The sequence below is a fragment of the Streptomyces sp. NPDC037100 genome (genome assembly GCF_055606225.1).
In genome coordinates, this window is sequence record NZ_JBVJSX010000027.1 from 1 (window position 1) to 16,725 (window position 16,725).

At 67.2% G+C, this 16,725-nt stretch carries 13 protein-coding genes; 6 read left to right on the forward strand and 7 right to left on the reverse strand.

The features are described from left to right. Positions 1-591: 591 nt before the first annotated feature. Both ACZ7EG_RS39755 and ACZ7EG_RS39760 read right to left on the reverse strand, forming a co-directional pair. Positions 592-762 (reverse strand): hypothetical protein, encoded by a 171-nt coding sequence (locus ACZ7EG_RS39755; protein ID WP_471089837.1) that lies wholly within the window; start codon positions 760-762, stop codon positions 592-594. Between the two features lie 480 nt (positions 763-1,242). Then, complete coding sequence (locus tag ACZ7EG_RS39760) at positions 1,243-1,947, reverse strand: hypothetical protein (protein ID WP_471089840.1); 705 nt, start codon at positions 1,945-1,947, stop codon at positions 1,243-1,245. Between the two features lie 484 nt (positions 1,948-2,431). Here ACZ7EG_RS39760 and ACZ7EG_RS39765 point away from each other — a divergent pair, with 484 nt between their 5' ends. Further along, on the forward strand, positions 2,432-3,190 hold the full coding sequence (locus ACZ7EG_RS39765) for a DUF5131 family protein (RefSeq protein WP_471089843.1): 759 nt from the start codon (positions 2,432-2,434) through the stop codon (positions 3,188-3,190). On the opposite strand, the gene tcmP is transcribed toward ACZ7EG_RS39765, so the two are convergent. Next, positions 3,187-4,290, reverse strand: coding sequence for a three-Cys-motif partner protein TcmP (gene tcmP / locus ACZ7EG_RS39770; RefSeq protein ID WP_471089846.1), 1,104 nt, complete (start codon positions 4,288-4,290; stop codon positions 3,187-3,189). The genes ACZ7EG_RS39765 and tcmP overlap by 4 nt on opposite strands. A gap of 334 nt (positions 4,291-4,624) precedes the next feature. On the opposite strand from tcmP, the gene ACZ7EG_RS39775 reads away from it, so the two are divergent. Further along, positions 4,625-5,050, forward strand: a complete 426-nt coding sequence (locus ACZ7EG_RS39775; protein WP_471089849.1) for a hypothetical protein — start codon at positions 4,625-4,627, stop codon at positions 5,048-5,050. A gap of 78 nt (positions 5,051-5,128) precedes the next feature. On the opposite strand, the gene ACZ7EG_RS39780 is transcribed toward ACZ7EG_RS39775, so the two are convergent. From ACZ7EG_RS39780 to cas5c, 4 genes are all read right to left on the reverse strand, one after another. After that, the gene (locus ACZ7EG_RS39780) at positions 5,129-5,626 is read right to left on the reverse strand and encodes a hypothetical protein (protein ID WP_471089852.1); all 498 of its coding nucleotides are present in this window, start codon (positions 5,624-5,626) and stop codon (positions 5,129-5,131) included. A 1,058-nt stretch (positions 5,627-6,684) separates the two neighbouring features. Further along, positions 6,685-7,554, reverse strand: coding sequence for a type I-C CRISPR-associated protein Cas7/Csd2 (gene cas7c / locus ACZ7EG_RS39785; RefSeq protein WP_471089855.1), 870 nt, complete (start codon positions 7,552-7,554; stop codon positions 6,685-6,687). Positions 7,555-7,607: 53 nt separating this feature from the next. After that, complete coding sequence (gene cas8c / locus ACZ7EG_RS39790; RefSeq protein WP_471089858.1) at positions 7,608-9,446, reverse strand: type I-C CRISPR-associated protein Cas8c/Csd1; 1,839 nt, start codon at positions 9,444-9,446, stop codon at positions 7,608-7,610. Position 9,447: 1 nt separating this feature from the next. Next, complete coding sequence (cas5c, locus tag ACZ7EG_RS39795) at positions 9,448-10,218, reverse strand: type I-C CRISPR-associated protein Cas5c (RefSeq protein WP_471089861.1); 771 nt, start codon at positions 10,216-10,218, stop codon at positions 9,448-9,450. A 158-nt stretch (positions 10,219-10,376) separates the two neighbouring features. Here cas5c and ACZ7EG_RS39800 point away from each other — a divergent pair, with 158 nt between their 5' ends. The 4 genes from ACZ7EG_RS39800 (at position 10,377) to ACZ7EG_RS39815 (ending at position 16,531) form a co-directional block, all read left to right on the forward strand. After that, on the forward strand, positions 10,377-12,716 hold the full coding sequence (locus ACZ7EG_RS39800) for a CRISPR-associated endonuclease Cas3'' (RefSeq protein ID WP_471089864.1): 2,340 nt from the start codon (positions 10,377-10,379) through the stop codon (positions 12,714-12,716). Between the two features lie 316 nt (positions 12,717-13,032). Beyond that, entirely contained in the window at positions 13,033-13,179 is a 147-nt protein-coding gene (locus tag ACZ7EG_RS39805; protein WP_471089867.1) for a hypothetical protein, read from the forward strand. A 1,852-nt stretch (positions 13,180-15,031) separates the two neighbouring features. Then, complete coding sequence (locus tag ACZ7EG_RS39810) at positions 15,032-15,334, forward strand: hypothetical protein (protein ID WP_471089870.1); 303 nt, start codon at positions 15,032-15,034, stop codon at positions 15,332-15,334. A 579-nt stretch (positions 15,335-15,913) separates the two neighbouring features. Beyond that, positions 15,914-16,531 carry a hypothetical protein gene (locus tag ACZ7EG_RS39815; protein ID WP_471089873.1) on the forward strand — a complete coding sequence of 206 codons (618 nt, stop codon included), beginning with the start codon at positions 15,914-15,916 and terminating at the stop codon, positions 16,529-16,531. The last annotated feature ends 194 nt before the right edge of the window (positions 16,532-16,725 follow it).

Consider the following 16,725-nt stretch of genomic DNA (forward strand, 5'->3'; position numbering starts at 1 on the left):
CTAAGGCAGCCGGTCGTGTAGACAACGCTCGTCTCCGATGCTTAGGCAGCGGCATGCCCATGGCTCGAGGGCCGGCCCCACGCCGCCAGCCTCGGCTAGGCGGAGCACACTGAAGGTGTTGCGATCGTCGGCCGCCCGGAGAACGACCGCCACGACGCCCTTGCCCTCGACCACTCTATCGATCGAGGGGATTCTCGGTTCGCTGCCGACGTCCCTACCACCGCTCACCGTCAGACGGGGGAGTGTGAACGTGTTGCAATCCTCCGTCATCTTGGGGGGGCCGACGGTGCCGAGAACGTTCCGGCGGGCCAGGTCTTCCGATCCTCGGTCGTCCCGTAGGTCGACCGCCAGGGGACGGCGACAAGGGGATGCGGCCCTACATGCCGTTGCGATCCTCGGTCGCCCCGGGAGGCGACCGCCAGCTCGGTCTCGATGTCGTCGAGAGCGGAGTCCTCGTAGTTGCGATTCTTGATGGCCCCGAAAGGTGATCGCCAGAGAGTCACCCGTTCTCGTCCTCAGGCGTCCGTGTAGTTGCGCTCCTCAGTCGCCGCAGAGGGCGACCTCCGGCACCTTCCAGCCCGTCGACGACGATCAGGCCGCGGAGTTGCAATCCTCGGTCGACCGGAGGATGACCGTCAACTTGACGGCATTGGTGGCGTCGTCGATGGACTGTTCGTTGCGATTCTCGGCCATACCGAAGAACGGCTGCCAAGCCGGCTTCGGCGGCCAGGACGTCGTCGAGCTGAAGTTGCGATCTTCCATCGCCCCGGAGGGCGACCGCCAGCGTTGCCGTGCAGGAACGTGTCGGTCGCGTACAGCGTGTTGCGATCCTCCGTCGCTTTCTAGAGCGACCGCAAGCGGTCTGTTTGACCAGGCGCTTCCCCTCGACCAGGCGGTCGTGATTCTCGGTCGCCCGGGAGGGAGACCGCTAGACCCGTCGAGGAACTTGTCACCGAAGACTTGCGGTACGTTGCGATCCACTGCCGGTCCCGGCGCGGCCGGCTGACTTCGCGGCCCTCGCCGATGATCGTGAACGGTCGCGGTGCGGGCACCTGGGAGAGCTGGGGCGCGACCGTCCGGCTGCTGCGGATGGTGAGTACGCCTCGGCAGGCGTAGCGCTGCGAGGCAGGTGCCATGCGCACGGTGCAGGCTTCGGCGCCGCATGCGTGCTCCAGCAGGCGCAGACCGAAGCCGACGATGGGATCCTGCAGGACGTCGAGCAGTCGGTCCTCGTCGAACCCGTCACCCACCACTTGGCGGTCGATGGACCAGTCGAGCCCGTAGTCGGTTATTTCGGTGGTCAAGCGGAGCGTGGTGTGGCCAGAGAGGACGGTCCCACAGCAGCGGGCGTCGCAGCAGCGCACTACCCAGCGCGCTCGAAGCCCTCAGACGGCGCAGCAGATCGCGCGTCACGGGCTCCCGGCGCGCCGGGCCGCGCTCTTCACCATGCGGATCCCACAGCCCGACGTGCTTGGTGGCTGCAAGGCGTTCGATGTGCGCGGTCAGAAGAGCGGCCAGGTCCTCGCCATGCGGTCCGGCCACCCACACAGCCGGCGCCGGTGAGCGCCAGGACTGTTGATAGGCCCAGGAGCGAAGCCCGAAGCGCAGTCGGCCACCGTCCATGCGCACGGTCAGCCCACGAACGCCACGCCATGGGCCCTTCTTCCCACGGCAGGGCAGCAACTCCAGCAGAGCCTGCGCATCATCCACGCGCTCCAGGCGCAGAGCCAGCCCGTTGTCGACAGGCTTGGCCTGCCGCACGCCCAATGGCCGCGTCTGGCCGTCCACATCACCAAGCGCCGATGCCAAGACCGCCTCCAAAAGGGCCTGCTCGGTGGACGCCTCGGGGATAAGGACGTCGTACCGGGCGACCTTCCCCATGCGGCGGCGGACGTCCTCCAGAGACTCACCGGTGAGCTGAGAGGTAGCGTTGCTGATCTGTTCCATGCAGTACATGCGCAGTTCCTCGGAGCAGCCCCCCGACCTGGGCAGCGAAGGCGCATCTCGACACAGCAACATGGCTTGCAACGGGTTCATGACGTAGGTTCTCTGGCGATGCCGCGTGGTCGGGTCGAGCATCCAGAACTGGCCGCGTCCGAGGCCAGGCGTGGCCAAGCTACCCCGGCAGCCACTGCACTTCCATCCGCCACGCCGGCAAGATCGCACTTTCCGGCCGCCGGGTCTCACCGCCGGTTGCACTGGGCCGGAATGACTGATCCGTCCACAATGGCCAACCGGATGGCTAGTTCTGTGTACATGCACTACCACAACAAGGGGAACGCATGTTCGGTGATTGGGGTAATGAGTACGGCGCGGCCGCCGGATGGTTGGATGCCGGTGTCCGGTGGTGTGACGGGTCGTTGGGCATGCAGCGGGCCGTGGCCGTGCCCTCGGTGATGAGGTTCGGTTCGAGGGGATGGAGGGCCGGCCGGTGAGTGACCGCAGTGCGATCGAGTGGACCGAGGCGACGTGGAACCCGACCACAGGGTGCGACCGCGTTTCCAAAGGGTGCGATAACTGCTACGCATTGACGCTGGCGAAGCGACTGAAGGCGATGGGGTCGCCGAAGTATCAGGCCGATGGTGACCTACGCACTTCCGGTCCCGGCTTCGGGCTCACGTTGCACCCGGATGCACTGCGTGTGCCGTACGGGTGGAAGAGTCCGCGCACCGTGTTCGTGAATTCGATGAGCGACCTTTTCCACGCCCGGGTGCCGCTCGACTACGTGAGCCGCGTCTTCGAGGTCATTGCTGAGACTCCGCAGCACACATACCAGGTGCTTACCAAGCGGGCCAGGCGCCTGCGTCAGGTCGCCGACCGGCTGGAGTGGCCTGCGAACCTGTGGATGGGGGTGTCTGTGGAGAGTGCGAAGGAACTTCCGCGCGTCGACGACCTGCGGTACGTGCCTGCGGCGGTGAGGTTCCTGTCGTGCGAGCCGCTGCTCGGGCCGCTGGACGGACTGGAGCTGTCCGGGATCGACTGGGTCATTGCGGGGGGTGAGTCCGGCCCCGGGCATCGGCCGCTCGACGAGCAGTGGGTGGCGCAGATCAGGGATGCCTGCTGTCAGGCCGGGGTGGCCTTCTTCTTCAAGCAGTGGGGCGGCCGTACGCCGAAGGCCGGCGGTCGCGAGCTGGAGGGCCGCACGTGGGATGAGATGCCGGACCGCCAGCTCGTGCTTCCGGCGGGTTAGGAAGCTTCGTCGGCGACGTCCTCAGGAGCGTAGAAACGCACGGTGCACCCCTCGGGCCAGGGGGTGCGGGCGCGGACGGGATCGACACGGAAGGCGAGGCCCTGGGCAGCGAGCTTGTCCAGGACCTGACGCAGGTGCTTGTCCATGTGGTTCAGACGGGCGGCCTGGCTGGACAGCATCTCCCAGCGTTGTTCGGTTCCGGCGTGGGCGCGCATCGCGGTCTCCAGCCGGTCGACGACCGAGGCCTCGTCGAACAGCGATGGGGTCTCCGCGGTGTCGAAGGAAGCGCCCTGCCCGCTGTAGCTGTCCAACTTCCAGGTGACGGGTGCCCAGCACTTCAGGCCGGCTTCACTGTGGGTGGCCAGGATGAGGTGGTAGCGGGCGCTCTGGTTGCTGATCTTGATCCCGAAGCGGCCGGTGAACAGGTCCTGCTCTTTCAGCCCTTGCTCATAGGCCGTTGCGAAGGCTTCCTTGCGAGCTCCAGGGCGTCGCTCAGACGTGGCTACTTGCCAGTGGTCTCCGCCGAAGTAGGGCGTCATCGCCTTGTCGAAGCTCTCGCGCTGGCAGAAGCGGTGCAGTTCATTGGTGAACAAGGTGAATAGCACCTCGTCTCGAGGCCCAGCAAGGCACCGCCTGATCAGAGAGAACGGTGCGCTTTTCAGATCGAACGGGTCGATCAACCAGAGCACGGGGGTGTCGGCGCGGCCTCGGTGGGCGAGCATGGACAACTGGCTCTGCTGGTCTGCGAACCTGCCCGGCGGTTGGACACTGATGTTCAGCTGTGGTGACGGGGGCAGTTTGGCGAACTGCCGCCTGAGCTCCTCCACCCGGTCGGGCCGCTCTTCGAGGCAGATGAGGTTGAGCTTGCCGAAGCGCCGGTGCGCGGTGTGCTCGAGGAAGGTTTTGGCGACCACGATGGAGGAGCCGGGCGGGCCGTCGGTATAGACGCCGGGGCCGGCGAAGGCATCCACGATGGTGGCCTCACGGAAGGTCTGGAGGATCTTACCCATCCAGCACTGCAGATAGTGCCGGTACACGAGGTGCTTGACCTGCGTGTGCGGGTCGCTTCTCCAGACAGTCTGCTCCTGCAGTTCCTCCACCCGCCCCATGGGTCTCCTCCCCATCCACCCCACACCTGGACCACCCAGCGTCACCCGTGCGGGAGTTGTTGTCTACAACACCAAGTCGGCCAACCTCGTCGCTACGCTGCTCTCCCGCCCTGTGGCGTCAGCCGCGCGGCAGGAGAGTGAAGATGGGGTCTTCTCGGTTCCGGGACTAACCCGTTCGAGTGACCAGCTGGTCCGCTTACTGGTCGTACAACTCCACGGCCAAAGGCCCTTGAGGGCGGCTTGGCTACCCGAAGTCAGTCAACCCGCACGTAGGATCGCCGGAGCGCTCCACCGGGCCAGGGCATCAGCACAAGAGGGGGCCGCTGTGCGGTTCGTGATCATCGAACGGGACGAGCGGATACCCGTCTCGCCGCGACCGCTTGCGGTGTTGGTTCGTGATGGCTGGGATGACTTCGGGTGGCGCACCATGTTCCACCTGAAGGTCCTCGACTCGGACGGCCGTCACGAGATCGGTCCGGTGAAGATCGGCACACTGGGCATGACCCCTCGCGCGGAGACGGTTGTGCAGCCGCCGCTTGAGTTCACTCAGATTCCTGGGGAGTACTTCTCCGTCGGCCAGGACGACACCTACTACGCGCGCCTGGCCCGCCTGGGCGACGCCACTCGCATAGCGGTCCTGTCAGGTCTGAGGGACATGGCCTTCGACGAGGAGGTCTTCGACCTCGCCCGGGACGAGGAGGTGACCCGGAACGCGCTGTGGCGGTTCCTCAAGCCACTCGTGCCAGTCTAAAAGTATCGCTTGCGGTCGTCCTGGGTCTCGTGCAGTCGGCGCCTGGCGAGCAGAACATGCCAGGCGGTGGTCTCGGCGTCACGCAGCCACAACTGCCCGAGGTAGCGGCCACCTGCGACGAGCGTGTCTCTGCTGCGCCACCACCGGATCCACATCCGGGTTGCGATCCTCGGCTGCCCCGGAGGGTGACCGCCAGAGCGCCAGGTCGCGCACGGAGCGGTAGGACCCGGTGTTGCGATCCTCGGTTGCCCCAGAGGGCGACCGGAGCTGGAGCTGGCCCAGAAGTTCGATGACCAGATGTTGCGATTCTCGGTCCCCCTCCAGGAAGGCGACCGCCAGCGCGCGGGCGCGCGTTGGATGGTCCAGAAAGTCCAGGTTGCGATCCTCGGCCGCCCCGGAGGGCGATCGCCAGTCCTCGAGCGCCTCCTCAAGCACGTCGGGGGTGATGTTGCGATCCTCGGCTGCGCCGGACGGCGACCGCCAGCTGTGGAGCCCGAGCCCGAGCCGGTCGAGCAGGGCCTCATTGCGATCCTCGGTCGTCCCAAAGGGCAACTGCCAGTCGCCGACGACCATCACGATGTGGGCGTCCCAGTCGTTGCGATCTTCGGTCGCCTGCCCCGTAGGGCGACCGCCAGCTTGCCGCCCATTCGGATCTATGACGTGCAGATCCCATTGCGTCCTCGATCGCCCCGGAGGGCAACCGCCAGCTCACCTTGATGAGGTTAGTCGCGCCGTTCGCGGTGTTGTGATCCTCGGCCGTCCCGGAGGGGGACCGCCAGGCCTCACCCAGCACCTCCGCCCGTAGCTCCAGGGCGTTGCGATCCTTGGTTGCCCCGGAGGGCGACCCCAGGCGCAGGCCTGTCCGGCTGCTGCGACACCACCCAGTGATTGCGATCCTGGGTCCCCTAGGAAGACGACCGTCAGGACAGCGTCTACAACGGGGTCCTCGCCCGTGGTGAGTTGCGATCCTCGGTCGCCCCGAAGGGCGACCGCCAAGTGTACCCGCGGGCGCAGTACGACGCGTGGGTGCGGATGTTGCGATCCTCGGCCGCTCTGAAGGGCGACCGCCCGTCCGTCCCACCCCAATACCCACGCGACCGTAAGCGTTGCAATCCTCGGTCGCCTGGAAGGACGACCGCCAGAGCCAGCGGTCTACGGTGTGGACCTGGAGTCCGGGTGGTTGCGATCCTCAGTCACCCCAAGGGGCGACCGTCAGCAGCTTGGGCCCAATATGCCAGCCTACGCGGACCCAGTTGCGATCCTCGGTCGCGCAAAGGACGACCGTCAGACCCAATTTCCGGTCCAGCTCACCACGCTGGCGCAGTTGCGATCCGCAGTCGCCCCGGAGGGCGACCGCCAGGGGTAAGGACTCCGCCGCGGCTGAACGTCTTCTCGATGTTGTGATCCTCAGCCGACCCGGAGGACGACCGCCAGACCCGAAAATGCCCATACTGGCGGCGGCCAGTTCCTGTTCATTGCGATCCTCGGTCCCCCCGGAGGGCGACCGCCAGCGTGAACAGGGCGTCTCCTAGGTCTTCAGCTTGAGTGCCGTTGCGATCCTCGGTTATCCCTGAGGGGGGACCGCTATGAGATGGTGCGTAGCTCTGAGCCGCGTACTGCGCTTTTGAACCGGCTCAGTCGATGAGGCGGGTGAGGGTGACTCCGTCGGGGATGTGGTCTTCGTCGATGTTGATGCGGTCGGTGTAGTCGTCCCAGGAGCGTGCTTCGCTGTGGCCTAGTGGCTTGATGCGGATGAGGTCGAAGAGTTTGTGGGCGGGGGCTCGTCCGTAGGCGTCGTCGTGGGTGAAGACGTACAGGCCGCGGATGGCCATTTCGCCGCGGGAGGCGGCGCGGTCGTGGTCGAACATCATGGTCATGGCGTGCCAGTAGGCGGCCAGGTCTTCTGGGGTGACGCCGGCTTTTGTGCCGAGGGCGCCGGAGTAGAAGCCGTGGCCGCGGTACAGCCCGTAGGGCACGTAGTGCTTGTTGCCCATCTCGGTGACCTTGCCGTTGGCGAGGTCCTCGGGCTTGTTCGGGGCGACGCGGGTGATACCGGCCTCGAGCGGGGTGACGGGGTCGATGGAGCGGGAGAAGGTGAGCTGCATGGGTCCGCGGGCCCTGCCGGCGTGCTTCTTCTGGTCGCCGACGGACATGACGGCACCGAAGAGGCGCACGTCGTAGAAGTTTCGGATCATCCACTGCTGGGCGGTGGCGGTGTCGCCTTCCGTGGTGCCGCCTTCGTGGTAGGCGCGCTGGATCTGCGGGTTGAGGGCGACACCTTCCTCGACGTACATCTCGAAGCCGGGCTGCCCCTGGTGGGCGAGGGTGATGGTGTTGCGGATCTTTCGCTTGAGGGCGACGTCGGTGATGATGCCCTGGCTGGTGATGGGGTCGATGCGGGGCATGCCGCCGGCGTCGGGGTCGCCGTTGGGGTTGCCGTCCTTGACGTCGATGAGGAAGACGTAGTCGTGCTTGCGGGTGGGGTCCAGGTGCGCGGCGCTCATGGCTGTGTTCGGTGTCCTTTTCCGGGTTGGTAAGGGTGCGGGCTCTCGGGCGTTTACCAGAGGGTTTCGTCGGTTGCGATCGCGTCTTCGGCCACTTCGGGAAGGGCGTCGGCGGCCTGGTCGGCGGCGAGTTCCTTGCCGGCTTCGCGGGCCTTGATGGCTGCGGCTGCGGCCCGGGCGGAGTGAGCGCGTTGGTGCTCGTAGCCGAGGATGAACAGGGCCTGCTGCTCCGCGTTGAGGTGGGCGGGGAGGGTGTCGAGGAGGTCGAAGGCGTCCCGCAGCCGGTTTTCCATGGCCTTGGCCGCGGGTTCGCTTTTGCGGGCGATGGTGCGCAAGTGGGGGCGTGCGCCGATGCGGAGCCGGGTGAGGACGGCCCGGGGCGAGACGACGGCGGTGGTCAGGTACTTGTCGGTGATGGTGGCGTTGACCTTGGGCATGGCCTTGCGCTGGATCGCTTCGAGCATGGCCATGATCCGCCCGCACACGTATCCGGGTTCGGTCGACGTCGTGTTCAGCTGGGGCACGCACAGCTCCTTGTGGCGGGTGGTCGTACGGGTCAGGGCGAGGCGCAGCAGCGCGATGCGGGGCCGGTCGATGCGGTGGTCGGCGCGGATGCGCTGCATGAGAACTGGCAGGACGTGGGCCGGTGGCGGTGTGCCGTGGAGTGCGGCCTGGGCGAGGTCGGCCTGCAGATGCTTGGGGATGGTGGTGTCGATGTATGTGTTCTTGCGTTTGTCCCAGCGGGCGGCGGCCAGGGCCAGGCGCCAGACCGGCCAGTAGCGGTAGGTGTTGTTCCAGCCGTCCCAGGTCTGCTGGTCGGTGAACCAGGTCCCGAGCCGCTGCTTGAGCTCGGGGACGGGGATGGTGATCCAGTCGGCGACGATGACCCTGTTGGTGTTCACCCGCAAGGTGACGGCGTAGAAGGCGTCGTCGTCGAGGGCGGTCAGCGCGTCGCGTCCCTTGTAGGGGTGGTGGAGTCCGTCGACGAGTTGGGCAACCTCGGTGGGCTCGGGGTTGTCCAGGGTCCACATGTCGGTTTCGGTGGTGGGGTTGCGGGTCCACCACACGATGGCGGAGTCGCCGGCGCGGGTGTGGTGCTCGGGGTCGGCCAGCAGTGCGTTCAGGGCGGTGGTGGCCTTGGTGCCGCAGTCGACGCAGACAGGGGTGGCGCCGAGCTGCTTGATGCCGGCCCGGTAGTGGGCGGGCTGGTTGAGGCAGATCAGCTGGGTGTTCATCCCGGAGTTGGGCAGGCCCTTGACTGGGACCGGGAGAGTGGACAGCAGCGCTCTGGTCTGCCCGCAGACCAGACACAGGCTTTCCTGGCTCTTGCCTGGCTTGCCGCTCTTGGCGCTCTTGACCTTTTCCGCCCACCAGCGCTGGGCCTGGGGGAGGTCGTGGATCCACTCGCCGTGCACAGTGATGGCCACGAGGTGCCCTTGATCCATTTCCTCGGGCCAGTCGTCCGGCGCGGAGGGGCTGTTCAGCCACTGGGCCAGGGCGCGGGCCTGGGGGAGGCCGGGGTGCTCGTTGCACCAGGAGGTCAACATGGCGCGGTAGGCGGTGTGACGCTCCTCGGCCTTGGTGATGTCCTTCGGGTCGGTCGACGGAACCTTCTTATCGTCCGGCCCCTTCACCAGGCCGGGGTGGCCGAGAACGTACAGCGCGCTGTCGGCGAGCAGGAACGGCGGCGGGTTCTTCCCGGAGCGGCCGGTGTAGGGGGCGGTGACCTTCCGTGGTTCTTCCCCCTTTGGAGGGCGCAGGTCGATGATCAGTGGTTCGGCTTTGCCGGTGCTGGGAAGGTCGATCTGCCACATGATCGGACGCCGCTGGTAGTAGTCGGGGACGGCGTCCTCGCGGCTGTCGGCGTGCTGGACGAGGCTGTGCAGGAGCACTTCAGCCCGTCCCCTCGGCAGATACTCGGCCCTCGGCCCCGGGCATCCCGCTGACTTGCGTGGGGTCGAGCGGGCGGTCCGGCACGTGGAGAACACCGCGCTCGAGGCGGGCGCGGAACCAGTGGTAGCGCTCCTTGCCTTTCGGCAGGTACTCGATGTGGTGGAGCATCAGTCCGATCTCGTCGATCGGTGGGATGCCTGCCTGGTCGGCGGCGGTGACGACGCCGGCTTCCTGTGCTGATCCGCGGGGACCGAAGAAGGCTGCGAATTCGCGGCAGCCGAAGTGGGGCTGTTCGAAGCACGCACCGCGCTTGACGCGGCGGTCGAACTGGTCGCGGTACTTCGGCAGTGGCGCGGTGCAGCGGTCGGTGGCGTTGATGGTGGCGTGGATGCGGTAGGCGACGTCGCGCAGTGCGACGGTGACGCGCTGTCCCCGGTCCTCGGCGACGTCGTAGCGGTAGCCGTTATTGGTGCGCAGGTCCTCGAAGGTCTTCTTGGTGATGATCGAGTTGTTGACTTCGTTGCGCCGGAAGCTGGTCCACTGCACCGGCTTAAGCAGTTCGATCTGCTTGATCCGGTAGGTCATCTCCGGCTTCCACAGGATCGCCTCCAGCAGCCCTTTCGCTGCCGAGGGGGTCATGACCGGGTAGGAGACCCGTTCGACTTTGAGTTCCGGGCGGGTGAAGCAGGCCAGCGGCCCCCACGCCTCCACCTGCACGTGAAGCGGCCGGTCGGCCCTCTCCCAACGCTGCCGCCCTTGTTCGGAAATCATGCATCCTCCCCCTTCATGCCCTGGCCGGCTCGGCCCGTTGTCAGTGCCGGCGGCTAGCGTCGTCGCACTGCCCCGATCCACGACCTGCAGTACGCGGGCCGGTTGTGAACTGCAGCGATCTAACCGGATCTCAATACATAAGTGATGGTAAGTCAAGTATGGTTGAAAAAAAGGCAGTTGGTGCGATATCGGGGTTGATGCCCGTTCCGGAAGGCAGGCTCGTAGCCCACTCACCGGGTCCTCGGGGCATCTGGCACTGGTACGAAGACCACGCCCGAGGCACCGGCGAGCTGGCCCGGAGATTCGCCGACCCGTGGGGAGGCGGAGAACTCGCCCACCGGCTGGGACGCGACCACGACACCGGCAAGGGCGCATGCGCCTGGCAGGACGGCCTGATCGAAGAAGCCACAACCGGCCAGAAGGTCCGTCGCCCCGCGCACCATGCCGCCGGGGCGTTCCTGTTCGCTCAAGTAGCCCGGCAGCATCCGGTGCTGACACCGTTCGCTGGCGTCATCGAGGGACACCACACCGGGCTGCCCGCCTGGTCGGAACTCAGCGTCCGGCTCAAGAGCCTGATGCGGGACCCCAAAGAGGTCAACGAGGCAATTAACCGGGTCGCCAAAGTCATGCCGGAGATCCTGGACAAAACCTGCCCGACCGTTCCGGACTGGCTCGACCCGCGTAGCAAGACCAGCGTGGAGATGCTGGTCCGCATGACCTACTCCGCCGTGGTCGACGCCGACCGGCTCGACACCGCCGCGCACTTCAGGCCCGGCCCGCCTCCTCGGCCGGACGTGAGCATGCCCGAATTGTGGGAGCGGTACGAGACCCGCCGTCAGGAGGCCCTTGCCGAGCGCCGACGCCGGAAGGAGCCCTCGTGGCTGGACGGGCTCCGCGAGGACGTCTACCAGGAGGCGCTCGACACCGCGGCCGGTGAGCCGGGGGTGTACCGGCTGCACCTGCCGACCGGCGCGGGAAAGACATTTGCCGGCGGAGGCTTCGCACTCCGCCACGCCGCGCTGCACGGGCTGCGACGCGTCATCGTCGCGGTCCCGTTCATCTCGATCACAGAGCAGAATGCGGCTGTCTACCGGAGCCTGCTGGATCCAGAACACGGGCCGCAGGCGGTGCTGGAACACCACTCCGTCGCAAACTTCGAGGCCTCCGACCGGCGCACATCGCGGTCCTCGGACGCCTCAGGCGAGACCCACCGAGACCAAAAGCGTGCCCGCCCCAACCGATGGGCGAAGCTGGCCGCAGAGAACTGGGACGCCCCGTTCATCGTCACCACCACAGTCCGCCTGATCGAGAGCCTGTTCGGCAACAGCCCGTCAGCCACCCGCCGACTACACCGGCTCGCCAACTCCGTCATCGTCCTGGACGAGGTCCAAGCCCTCCCCGACGCCCTGCTAACACCGATCCTGTCCGGACTGCGGGAACTCGTCGAGCACTACGGCGTGACCCTGGTCCTGTCCTCGGCCACACAACCGGAACTCGCAGCGCTGAACCCCTGGCAGACCGGCCTGCCGCAGCGTGACATCGTCGCCAACCCCGCACCGCTTTTCCAGCAGCTGCGCCGGGTCCGGTACAACTGGCGCACCGGCTCAGAGGTGACCCTCAGAAGCATCGCCACAGAGGCCGCAACGCACGGTCAGGCTCTGATGGTGGTCAACGGAACGAAAGACGCCAGCCACGTACACAAGGTCTGGCTCGGCGACCGTGACGAGGACCCCGGCACCCTGCACCTGTCAACCCGAATGACCGGCGGCCACCGCAGAGAGATCATCCAAGCGGCAAAACAGCGCCTTGACGCAGGCCTGGACACGCTGCTGGTGTCGACATCGCTGATCGAGGCGGGTGTCGACCTCGACTTCCCGCGCGGATACCGCGCCAGATCGCTGCCAGAGTCCGAACAGCAGGCCGCCGGGCGCATCAACCGCGAAGGGCACCGCCCGACCGAGGACAGCATCATGACCGTCTTCGAACCGACGGACGGTCTCCAGCCACAGGTGATCTACAACCGGTGCGGCATCGCCGCAGCATCCCGCCGCTTCGGCAAGGGGCTCGCAGACCCAGACGACCTGCACACACTGCGCTCCTACTACCAGCACCGCTACCGACTCCAAGCCGGACGCTCCTCCACAGACCCCAACGGAGCCACCGGAGAAGCCATCGAAGCGCTGCGAGAAAAGCTGAACTACCCGGAAACCGCCCGCAGAATGCGCATGATCGATAACGAGCACTCCGTGGCCGTCGTTGTCATCCGCCCCCAGCTCGACCAGCACGACCGGCAGGTCGCCCAAGACGCCATCGCACAACTCCGCAGCGGGTTACCGACCCCCGAGACCTACCGCACACTCCAGGACCACTTGGCATCCATCCCACAAAGAGAACTGGAAACAGCGATCAACACCGGACACGCCGCCGAAGTCGCCGGTGACCTATACGAATGGACAGGCCCCTACCACCCACAACGAGGAATCGAACCCGCCCCGTAGTGAAATCGGCAGCGGTCGAAGGCCCCACCGATCGATACAGTATTCCGGGACAGGAGCGCTGTGGCGGTTGCCCTCCGGGGCAGCCGAGGATCACAACGACCACGATCAGAAAGTCCACGAGGTCACCCACGAGTGGCGGTCACCCTCCGGGCGACCGAGGATCGCAACCAGATCAGCAGGGTGGGGATGAGGAGCAGCGCCACCTGGCGGTCGCCCTCCGGGGCTACCGAGGATCGCAACATCGTCCAGACCCGCGGCAACCTGAACGACCAGCGCTGGCGGTCGCCCTCTGGGACGACCGAGGATAACAACGGCGATGGCCTCTGTGGTCCCGTCGGTCTCACCCCACTGGGGATCGCTCTCCGGGGCGATCGAGGATCGCAACGGCTACAGCAAGGAGGCCGACAAGCGGGGCGCCGGCTGGCGGTCGCCCTCCGGGGTGACCGAGGATCGCAACTGCTAAGGCACGCTCCAGTTCGATGACGTCCGTCCTCGAGGCTGGCGGTTACCCTCCGGGGCGACCGAGGGCCGCAATAGTTCGGCAGCCGAACGGGGCGGCGCCACGGTCACCTGGCGGTCGCCATCGGGGCGATCGAGGATCGCAACCGCCGTACGAAGCCGCTCCTCGACCGCAAGGCCCCGCTGGCGGTCGCCTTCCGGGGCGACCGAGGATCGCAACGAGGCGGACGGCACCACCCCCATCGCGCAGCTGCGCCTGGCGGTCGCCCTCCGGGGCGACCGAGAATCGCGACGGTAACGGGGCGCACGAATGCCCGGCTCCGGACGAGCTGGCGGTCGCAATGGCCGTGCGGTCGGCTCCCACACCCTCGCCGCAGGCCTGCCGGTCGCCCTCCGGGGCGGCCGAGGATCGCGACGTGGACGCGTGGATCCGGATTGTGGCTGGCGCCATCCTCTGGCCGTCGCTCTCCGGGGCGACCGAGGATCGCAACAACGCGGACGGGTGGACGGTCATCCGGAGGCATCGTCTGGCGGTCGTTCTCCAAGGGCGACTGAGAATCGCAACGTGTCGTTGTAAACGTCAAGCCACGCCTGGAAGTACTGGCGGTCCTCCTGCGGGGTGACCGAGGATCGCAACCTTGGTCAATGGGCTAACGGTCTGGTGGGAGGGATCTAGCGGTCGCTCTCCGGAGCGACCGAGGGTCGCAACCAGCTGTACTCCGGTGAGATCATCGACAACAGCCCGTTGGCGGTCACCCTCTGGGGCGACCGAGGATCGCAACCCGGTGACGTTGGGCCGTGAGCAGTACTCGACGTGGCTGGCGGTCGCCCTCCGGGGTGACCGAGGGTCGCAACTGCGGCTACGACGCCTCCTCCCACCTGTCCGAGGACTGGCGGTCGCTCTCCGGGGTGACCGAGGATCGCAACTCCTTCACCCAGTGCGACAGGCCCCGGAAACCCTCGCCTGGCGGTCGCTCTTCGGGGCGACCGAGGATCGCAACAGCCATACGTACGGCGCGATGAACCGCACGGCCTGGTCTGGCGGTCGTCCTTCGGGGCGACCGATGATCGCAACAGCAGCGACGACGGTGTACCCGCGCCGCCGGCTCGCCTGGCGGTCGTCCTCCGGGGCGGCCGAGGATCGCAACTACGAGGACAGCACGGCCGACGACATCGAAAACGACTGGCGGTCGCCCTCCTGGGCGACCGAGGATCGCAACGAATGCGAAAACCGCGGCGACGGCCGCGACCCGTGGCCTGGCGGTCGTCGTCCGGGGCGGCCGAGGATCGCAACTTGTGCGCGTCGAGCAGGTGGGCGACCTCTGCGACCGCTGGCGGTCGCCCTTCGGGGCGACCGAGGATCGCAACGCCACGGCCGCCCCGGTGATCGCCAGGCAGGTGGCTGTCGCAGGTCTCAGTGAAACGAGCCCACGGCGTACGGCGCGCGTACGCCCGCTTGTGCGATTCGCGCAGGCGGGCGTGCTGGTCTGTCGGCGGTGCGATGGCAGAGACCCGAGCCTTCCGGCTACGTCCAGCGCATGCCGCGAGGAACGCTACGGCGTCGTCGCCCAGCGCAGCCGACTGGCGGTCGCCCTCCGGGGTGACCGGGGAACGCAACATGCGGTGTCCCCATTCTAGGAGTTGCGGCTGCGGGCGGCCGAGCGGGGCGTTCTTAAGGCGGTCGAGATTCGCCGGCTGCTGGCGGAGGCGGGGCTCGAGATCAGCGTGGGGAAGATGTCGGCGCCGTGGTCGGGCGACGGCCCACTGGCGTCGGTGAGGCTGGACGATCTTCAGGTGCTGTGCGAGGTGCTCGATTGCGACACGGCCGGGCTGCTCGTCCTGGACACGCCTGCCGGATGGGTGCCGCAGGCGGCCGGGCCGACACGGACAGGGCCCGCACGCGGGCCAGTGGCGAGCCGGCTGCCGGTCCGGGGGAGCAGGCCTGGGGGAGGGGCCTGGCGCCGCTTCCTGTCACTGCGTACGAGACCATCACCGAGGTCAGCCATCTACTGGGCCACGACGCGAAGCTCTTCGCCAACCACGACACCGATGTGCAGCTCATCGATCACGACCGTGAGCACGGCGGATGTCGGATCGAACTGGCCACTCCCGACGGCACGCTGTGGGACTTCCGCCGCGAGACGGGGAATGGTGCCTGACGCACATGGCCAACGGGCACACAGTGGAACTCGCCGCATGGCGCACCTGCGCTGACCCGCGGCACCTGACGGCCCTAATCCACCAAGCCGCCCGGACCACACCCTGACCCCGTGCCGCCACACTCATGATTGGTCAGGGCGACTTGTGAAACGGCGTTGACGCGGCTGATGCGCATCACGGCGTGCACAGGCTTCACCGCTGGCCCTTGTCGGACCGCTTGACTGCAAGGTCGACCCTTCCGCGCCGGTCACCACCCGCCAGCTTCGGACTTCGTGACCGACGAGCTTGTCGAGGAGACCACATAGGACGGCACCTCGCCCAGCTGGCGCGCCGACGCGCGATCTGGAGCGGCAACATCGCGACCGGTCCGGCAAGGACGCCGCCTCGGCCGTCGAGATCACCGGCCTGGGCGACATCCCGACCAGCGGCGAGGTTGAGACCGTTGATCTGCCTGTGCTCGCCGACGGCTGGACCGTTCCCGGTTCCCTGGCGAGTGCCCGACGAGCCCGAAGTCGGCGACATCGCCTACGCCGAGGCTCTGGACTGACACACCGCCGGTTGGGCTACAGTCCGCGCGCATGGGGATCGCAGACACCAGCATCGCGGCGGCGTCGGCCGCGTTCAGCGGCTTCGCGGCCATCGCCGCCTGGCGGGCCTCGAAGGAGGCCAACGACACGGCGTCGTCCGTTGCGCAGATCGAGCGGGACCGTTGGCACAAGGAACTCACGCCCCAGCTTCGCCTGAAACTCGAGGTACAGCAGGGCATGCTCTACGTCCGTTTCGACGGACCGGCCAGCCTCGGCAAGATCGACGTGCAGCTGACGGTCCGGGACGACTTCGACCGATCGCGGGTATCCTCGCTCCCCGGCGGCGCGACTCCGGAACAGATCGCACAAACCATCTGGGGCCCGTACCGGTTCCGGCCCGGAATCGACGGCGCCGACCAGCTCGGACGCACGGTCACACCGCCGCCACTGGAAGCGGACGATCGGACACGCCTGGCCATTGACCCCTCACTGCGACCGTCCTGGTACGAGGGCGCCGACGGTGGACGACGCTGGCGCGACCAGTACCGCACCGCCCGTTTCCGACTGTGGGCCGACTGCGAGGCAGAGGGACACAGGCCTTGGCGGCTGAGCTTCGAGGTCCCCCAGGACGGCACCTGGGCCCAGACCGGCCGGCTCGTCGGCACCTGATCATCCGGCCAGGACGCGTGGGAGAGGAATATCCGAAGGGGACCCCGGACGTTATGCTGCGCGCTGTTTCATCGCGCTGTGGGGCGGCGAGGGAGCGGATACGCAAGCAATCGCACCTCCGCTGGCACACGCGGCCGTGCCGAGCCACCAGGCAACGGAAGGCGGCACGGCGGCTTTCCGTTCAGGGTTCCTAC